Source organism: Wenyingzhuangia sp. 2_MG-2023 (genome assembly GCF_030548295.1).
GTDB lineage: Bacteria > Bacteroidota > Bacteroidia > Flavobacteriales > Flavobacteriaceae > Wenyingzhuangia.
On the sequence record NZ_JAUOSB010000034.1, the window covers coordinates 1 to 8516 of the forward strand.

Genomic DNA, 8516 nt, shown 5'->3' on the forward strand with positions numbered 1-8516 from the left:
ATTCCAATATAAGTCAGTTTAAAAACTCCTAAATTAATGCTATCCTAATTCACACACAACTTTTGGGCTTGATCCAAGTTTATGACCATCGATTGCAACAACGGTCTTCGAGCGCAGTCGAGAAGTTCTTTCTCACTCATATCTCTGAGAAGCCAGTGGTTTTTTTATAAAAAGATAAAGAATACGATACAAAGGAACACCTCTAACAGGGTCATCGAGCGCAGTCGAGATGTTAAAAAAGAAAAGTTCATCGATGGGAGTCTAGAAGTTCTATCTCAGTTATACTTCACAAATGAGAACCATTGAGTATTTATAATAAGATGAAGAATACGATACAAAAAGAATACTACTAACAGGGTCATCGAGCGCAGTCGAGATGTGTCCACCAGCTCCATAACAAAGACAAAAAACACATAAAAATGTCCGTGTGAGTAAAACTCAAGCAGTGAAACAAATTAAGTTTTTAAAACGTACACACTTTATGGCTTAGTGCCTATTTTTATAAGTATTCTAGTTCTAAACTTTCAATTTTTTAATAAAAACAAGAACTCTTATTCCAACAATATCATTGTTTTTTATGGATTGACCCTAAACTCAATTTTAACCCGTGTGTATTTAGATGAAATACTGTCAATTCGAGTGAATTTTCAGCTTGAAAAAGCTTAAAATTTGTATCGAGAATCATTTTTTTCTTTCGAAAAATAGTTTTCGATACTATTTTTCTTCATTTCATTTCAAAAATCACTCGATCTGACAAAAGAATTAAGTTTAAAATTTTCTAAAGGTACAAAGGGTAATTTTTAATACTTTTTTAAAGGTATTGAAGATCTCTTTTCATTTCTTAATCTTCAGTTAATACCACCTAGGGATTAAATTTCATTTCTTCTCATTTTCTAACATAATGACTATCGGTTCATTAATAGAAAACCTACAGATGTTTGCAGAGGTAATTTATGCAATTGCAATAAAACAACCATACAAATACAGCTAACTGTTTTTTAACTTATATATCATATATGATTAATAAATACCAAAATTGCAAAATATAATTTCGTCTTCGAATAATTTATCAATAAACTACTTGGTTACAGAATTTTCAAGGCATTAAAACAAACTCAAAAGCAATGATTACAAAATGAAAATAAATTACTCAAGAATTAGAGTGCTGTTTGTGATTGCTCTTTTACTACTATCTGCACCGCTGTTTGCACATGGCGACTTACCTGAAAGAATAGAGAAAAAAACAAAAGAGATTCTAAAAAATCCAATGGATTATAGACTATACTATGAAAGAGGATTGTTGTATCAGCAGCATATGGAATACAATAAAGCTTTGAAAGATTACTCTAAATCTAAATATTTAGGAAATAACAACAAGATACTACAATATAGAATTTCCGAGGTGTATTACTTGTCTGAAGAATATGACAAAGCTTTAAAAAGTATAACCTCTTATTTAGAAATTGACAACATTGATGTCAAAGCAAAAAAACTGCAAGCTCAAATATTATTCAATCAAAAACAATATAAAAAGTCTTTAGACGCCTATAGTTATGTTGTGAATAATATGATTGATATCCGACCTGAGGATATTTTGGAATATGCTAACATTATACTGGTTGAAAATAATAAAAATTATAAAGCTGCATTAAATGCTATTGAGTTAGGATTGAGGCATCTAGGGGCAGACACTTTCTCGCTTCAACTTAAAAAATTAGAGTATTTAAAAGATGCCAACCAAACAGAAGAAGCAATACAACAATACAATTATTTTATAGATGAAAATCAAAGGAAAGAGTTTTGGTATTATGAAAAAGCGAATTATTTAGCAAAAATAGATAGACCAGAAGAAGCTATGATCTCATTAAAACTAGCATCACTTACAATTGATCGATTGAATGCTAAGTATCAAAACATGAAAGCTATTATAACATTAAAAGAACAAATTAAAAATTTAGAAAACTCATTTAATAATTAAAACTTATGATTAAAAAAATTACTTTTTTATGGATGATACTGTTTACATCGTATTCATTTTCACAAAACGCTACAATAGACCTCCCTATTGCTAATTCCTCTACAGGTTCTGGTGAAGAACGTGTGAGAGATGGATATGTGAGCACATCAAGTTCCGATTTAGAATTTTATCATGATGGTTCTTCAGAACAGATAGTAGGTTTAAGTTTTGAAAAGGTTGCCATACCAAAAAACTCAACCATCACAAAAGCTTATATACAATTTCAAGCAGATCAAGAAGGGGCTGGAGAAGTTACTGTAAAAATTCATGGAGACAATAGCGACAATGCTTTAAGTATAAACGCTGGTGTTTCTCACGATATTTCAGGAAGAACACCAACATCCACAAATGTGAATTGGGAAATAGCAAGTTGGGTTGGAGAAAAAAATCAAGCATCAAGCAACCAAAGAACACCTGATATTAGTGCAATAATTTCTGAAATAACTTCACGTAGTGGATGGGAGTTTGAAAACAACATGGCATTTATCTTTACAGGAGTTTCAAAATCAAGCGGAGCTTCATGGAGAGAAGCAGAAAGTGGTTCTTCAACGGGAGCACCTATTTTGCATATAGAATTTAGGTTACCTCCTGCGGAAATAGATATTGTTGGAAATAATACGTCTATTGTAAATGGAGACACATCTCCAGATCTAATTGACAACACACAATTTGGTGACATTGGTGTTGGGCAGGTATTCACTCAAAAGTTTTCAATTAAAAACAGTGGTGGACAAGATCTAAGTTTAACAGGTAGCCCTATAGTTACTATTAATGGTGATTCTCAATTTACAGTAATTACACAACCAAGTTCGTCTGTTTTTGGTGCTGGTGAGACTGTAGAATTTGAAATTCAATACGCTCCAAATTCAATAACAACAAATAATGCGGTGGTTTTGGTTGAGAGTAACGATTCAGATGAGAATCCATATACTTTCAATATACAAGGGAGTGGTGCAGCAGCAGTAATAGATGTAGCTGTTTTAGGAAATGCTAAGGCGATTAGTAATGGAGACAATACACCAGATGTATTAGATAATACCAACTTTGGTCCAATGTATTCGTTCACAGAAAGAACAAAAACTTTTACAATAGAAAACACGGGAAATAGTATCGTAAATATTTCTTCAGTTACAAGTAGTAATTCCAATTTTACTATCTCAAGTCTTCTTGAAACGACAATTGGGGTGGGAAGATCTACAACTTTTGATGTTACTTTTGTACCATCAAATACGGCTACCAATTCAGCGACCATTACAATAAATAGTAATGATTCAGATGACAGCTCTTTTACTTTTGATGTTGAAGTAGAAACAACCAATCCTATATTTTCATCAACCATCAATGCAGGAGATAATTGGTTTTATTTATCCGATGGTAGCAATCAAGGTACTGCTTGGAGAACTCTAGTTTTTGACCAAGAGGATACTTGGACTGAAGGGGCAACAGAAATAGGGTATGGTGACGGTGATGAAAAGACAGATATAGGGCAACCTGCAACACCAAGACCAGTTACTACCTATTTTAGGAAGTATATTACGATTGAGGATGTGTCAAAATTTAAAAGCATCAATTTAGAAGCGGTAAGAGATGATGGAATGGTTGTTTACATTAATAATGTTGAGGTTTGGAGAAACAATATGCCTGCATCGGAATCTATCAAGTATGATGACCATGCTGAATCGGCGATAGCAAGTGGTGATGAAAAAGCTTGGAACAAACGAAGTGTTCCTTCTTCATTTTTAAAAAATGGAACAAATATTATTGCAGTAGAAATACACCAAATCTCTAGTACAAGTTCAGATATTAGTTTCAATTTTAAATTGACACCTAGCGAAAACGAAGTAACAACGACTGTAGAAAGAGGTCCTTATTTACAAAGTGGTACGTCAAATAGTGTGGTTGTAAAATGGAGAACAGATATTGCAACACAATCGGTTGTGAATTACGGAACATCAGTAAGTTCGTTATCTATGAATAAAACAAATGATGATTTAACAACGGAACACGAAGTTACTTTGTCTGGTTTAACTCCAAACACAAAATATTATTACAATATTGGTGACAAAACAAAAGTGCTATTAGAAGATGTTTCTGGTGACATGTATGTAATAACAGCACCTACGGCAGGAGCAGATCAATTTGTTCGTGCGTGGATTTTAGGGGATGCAGGAACAGCTAACGATAATCAAAGAAACGTAAGAGATGCGTATTACGATTATGTAGCCAACGCTTCAACAAATACTGGTAAAACAGATATGATGTTGTTTTTAGGAGACAATGCCTATAACAGTGGTACAGATTCAGAATATCAAAATGCATTTTTTGATATTTATGAAGATATGTTGAGAAAATCTGTGGCTTGGTCTTGTTTAGGAAATCATGATGGGGGGAGTGCAGATTCTGCAACACAATCAGGTCCTTATTATGATATTTTTACTTTTCCAACCGCTGGAGAAGCTGGAGGAACTGCATCTGGAACAGAAGCATATTATTCTTTTGATTATGCCAATATTCATTTTATCATTTTAGATTCTCAAGATTCAGGTCGTGAGGTTGGAGGTAGCCAGTACAATTGGGCAAAAAATGACATTCAAAACACAACGCAAGATTGGATTGTTGCTTTGTTTCACCATCCAGCTTATACCAAAGGGTCACACGATTCTGATTATGAAGGGCAACTGATTGACATGCGTCAAAATTTTATGCCAATGTTGGAAGAAAATGGTGTAGATCTTGTTTTAAATGGACACAGTCACTCTTATGAGCGTTCTTATTTCTTAAATGGTCATCACGGGTTCGCAAACTCGTTCAACCCAAATGAAATCAATAATGGTGGACACACCGTGGGAATCACAGGGAATGGGGATGGTAAAGCAGATCACGATGGTGTTTACCAAAAGACGAGTAATGACACAGAAGGTGCTGTTTACATAACTACGGGTTCAGCAGGTAAAACATCTGGGGGAAGCCTAAACCATCAGGCCATGTCTATTTCTTTAAACGAACTAGGGTCGTGTGTTATGGAGATTGAAAGTGATGGAAAGGGAGGACAAAATATGACCGTAAAATTTGTAAGAGAAAACAAGAATATTGATGATTATTTTACAATCAACAAAACAGGGGTAACTCTTGCTGTTGGTCAAAATGAAATTGTAGAAAAAAGCATAAAAATATTCCCTGTTCCAGCCAATGATTTGCTTAATGTAAAAGTAAACCTTGATGAGCGTTTACAAACAGTAAAATTCTTTAACAGTACAGGAGAATTAGTGAAAGAAGATAAAAATGAGACTGTTAATGTAAGTAATATGGCAACAGGTATATATATAATTGAAATCAATACAGATAAGAAAACGTATTTTAAATCTGTTATTATAGAATAATTTAGGGAATTAAGCATTTATAAAACCTCAACGAATTCCAGTTAATAACTGATTGTAGTTGAGGTTTTTTTATTAGATATACCAACGTCTTTTCATTGCCGTTATTTGTGACAAACCAATCTTTTATTGCAATTAAGGTTTGGTTAAATCCATGGACCTGTTTTAGTACAAAAGGATTCTTAATTAACTTTATGTTAGTGAATATAAAAGGTGAACAGGTTGTTAATTGTAATAAAAAAATAGCCTTGAAGAGTTTTCTTCGTTTTGAATAAGTTTAACGGAAAACAAATAAAGTCTTAACTCGTAGTGCATTTGGGGATCTTAAAAATCCTAAATGTCGGTTCGAGTGCTTTTGAGGTACGAAAAAGTGTATCGAGAACTATTTTTGACACTAAAATTCTCATTCTCGATACAATTTTTCTTCATTTCATTCCGAAAAACCATTCGAAAAAACAGTATTTCACCCAAATGCACAACGGGTAAATTCTTATAGAAACTATAAATCATAAATGAAAAAAATAAGCTTTTTATTAATATTTAGTTTTAGTATTATTTTTATGTTGTCTGCTATGAAGGCATCCAATCCATATAAAAAAATGGATAGTATAGCAGAAAAAGTAGCCGTATTATATACAGCCAATTTTTACAAGTTTCAAGAGGAAGTAAATGCATTAGTCCTTATTGCTAATAAACCAGCTTCTTTAGGCAAATTGAAAGCGGTAAAAGAACAAGTAGAAAAAACCAGATTGAGTTATAAAAGTGTCGAATTTATTTTTGATTACTACCAAACATTCTACAATGGTGCTTTTATTAATGGTGCTCCTTTGCCTAAAGTAAGTGAGTATTATGAAGAAGGTAATGTTATTGAGCCTTGTGGTTTACAAGCATTAGACGAGGCTGTATTTGAGGAGGTTAGCCAAGAAAACAACCAACACATAAAAGAATTAGCATACAAGCTTAAAGAAAAAGTAGATTTTGTTTCAAATAGGCATTTACCAATTTCTTTAGAATCTAGCCAGATTATTGAGTGTATTAGATCTGGTATGGTCAGAATTTTTACGATGGGTATTACGGGTTTTGATACCCCAGGTTCTACAAATGCTTTAAAAGAAAGTTACGTAAGTTTTGAAAGTATGGAAACTACTTTTTTGCTTTTTGAAGAAGGTATCCATGCTGAGGCTGAAGTCAAATTTAAAGACATCAAAAGCCTGTTTAAAAAAGGAAAAAAGATGCTAAAAGAAAACACCAGCTTTAATGATTTTGATAGAATGGTTTTTTTAAAAGATATTGTAAATCCTTTATACTCAGATCTGCTAGATTTTCAGAATTTAAATAAAACTGAGTTGAAACCATTTAAAAAGCATGCTCAAAATTATCAAGCGAAAAATATATTTGATATCAATTTTATCAATACTGATTTTTATTCAGAACTAGTTTATTTGCCTTTAGACAATCCAAAAACAATACAATTAGGTAAGTTGTTGTTTGCGGATCCTCAACTTTCTAATGACAATAAGATGTCTTGCTTAAGTTGTCATAATCCAAACAAAGGTTTTGGAGACGGATTACCTAAAAGTTTAACAAATCAAAAAGGTGTATTTACGGATAGACATTCTCCTTCTATACTAAATGCTGGATATTCTACACGATATTTTTGGGACATGCGTGAGTACAATCTAGAAAAACAAGTGATGCATGTTGTTAATAATGACCTAGAGTTTAATACTGATTTTGATGCTATTATAACGAAACTTAATAAAGATTCTAAGTATCTAAAACTATTTAAAATTGCTTATGGAGATATTAGCAAACAGGACATTAATCAACGTTCAGTAAGCAATGCTATTGCTGCTTATGTAAACTCCTTAAAGTCTTTAAATAGCCCGTTTGATAAATATGTGCGATACGAAACAAACGAATACCCTGAAAAGGCAAAACGTGGTTTTAATTTATTTATGGGAAAAGCAATGTGTGGAACTTGTCATTTTGCACCTGTTTTTAATGGGACAGTTCCTCCTTTTTATATAGAATCAGAATCAGAAGTATTAGGTATTACTGTGGGATTTGATTCTATTGAACCAAAGTTAGATAAAGATTTGGGGCGTCTAAGCAATGGTTTAAAAATTGATAAAAATATGTATTTTAAAAACTCATTCAAAACAGTATCCGTTAGAAATAGTGATTTAACAGCACCTTATATGCATAACGGTTCGTTTGAAACATTAGAAGATGTTATTAGTTTTTACAACCTTGGTGGTGGTGCAGGTATGGGTTTGAGCGTTGAAAACCAAACTTTATCTAATGCTCCATTAAATTTATCCAAGCAAGAAATCAAAGATATTATTGCTTTTATAAAAACGCTAACAGATACTTCAGTATACGACCATTAATTTGTAGGTAAGATCATAGAGCGCAGTCGAGATGTTAAAAAAGAAAGGGTTATCGATGGGAGTCTAGAAGTTCTATCTCACTCATACTTCTCAAATGAGAAGCCATTGAGTATTTATAATAAGATGAAGAATACGATACAAAAAGAATACTACTAACAGGGGCATCGAGCGCAGTCGAGATGTTAAAAAAGAAAGGTTCATCGATGGGAGTCTAGAAGTTCAATCTCAGCTATACTTCACAAATGAGAACCATTGATTTTTTATAATAAGATGAAGAATACGATACAAAAAGAATAGCACTAACAGGGTCATCGAGCGCAGTCGAGATGTTAAAAAAGAAAGGTTCATCGATGGGAGTCTAGAAGTTCAATCTCAGCTATACTTCACAAATGAGAACCATTGATTTTTTATAATAAGATGAAGAATACGATACAAAAAGAATAGCACTAACAGGGTCATCGAGCGCAGTTGAGAAGTTAAAAGAAAGGGTTATCGATGGGAGTCTACAAGTTCTATCTCACTCATACTTCTCAAATGAGAAGCCATTGATTTTTTATAATAAGATGAAGAATACGATACAAAAAGAATACCTCTAACAGGGCCATCGATCGCAGTCGAGATGTTAAAAAGAAAGGGTTGTCGATGGGAGTCTAGAAGTTCTATCTCACCCATATCTCTCAAATGAGAACCATTGATTTTTTATAATAAGTTTAAGAATACGATACAAAA

The 8516-nt window shown here is 32.8% G+C and carries 3 protein-coding genes; all 3 read left to right on the top strand.

The annotated features are described in order from the left end of the window. The first annotated feature begins 1135 nt into the window (after window positions 1-1135). On the top strand, window positions 1136-1978 hold the full coding sequence (locus tag Q4548_RS16230) for a lipopolysaccharide assembly protein LapB (protein WP_303456959.1): 843 nt from the start codon (window positions 1136-1138) through the stop codon (window positions 1976-1978). A gap of 5 nt (window positions 1979-1983) precedes the next feature. Beyond that, window positions 1984-5397 (top strand): choice-of-anchor D domain-containing protein, encoded by a 3414-nt coding sequence (locus tag Q4548_RS16235; protein WP_303456962.1) that lies wholly within the window; start codon window positions 1984-1986, stop codon window positions 5395-5397. Window positions 5398-5906: 509 nt separating this feature from the next. After that, entirely contained in the window at window positions 5907-7787 is a 1881-nt protein-coding gene (locus tag Q4548_RS16240) for a cytochrome-c peroxidase (RefSeq protein ID WP_303456965.1), read from the top strand. Window positions 7788-8516 lie beyond the last annotated feature (729 nt).

What these genes read in the sequence shown, in the direction of transcription:
- Q4548_RS16230 (WP_303456959.1), top strand. Translation starts at nt 1,136, where the DNA reads ATGAAAATAAATTACTCAAGAATTAGAGTGCTGTTTGTGATTGCTCTT.
- Q4548_RS16235 (WP_303456962.1), top strand. Translation starts at nt 1,984, where the DNA reads ATGATTAAAAAAATTACTTTTTTATGGATGATACTGTTTACATCGTAT.
- Q4548_RS16240 (WP_303456965.1), top strand. Translation starts at nt 5,907, where the DNA reads ATGAAAAAAATAAGCTTTTTATTAATATTTAGTTTTAGTATTATTTTT.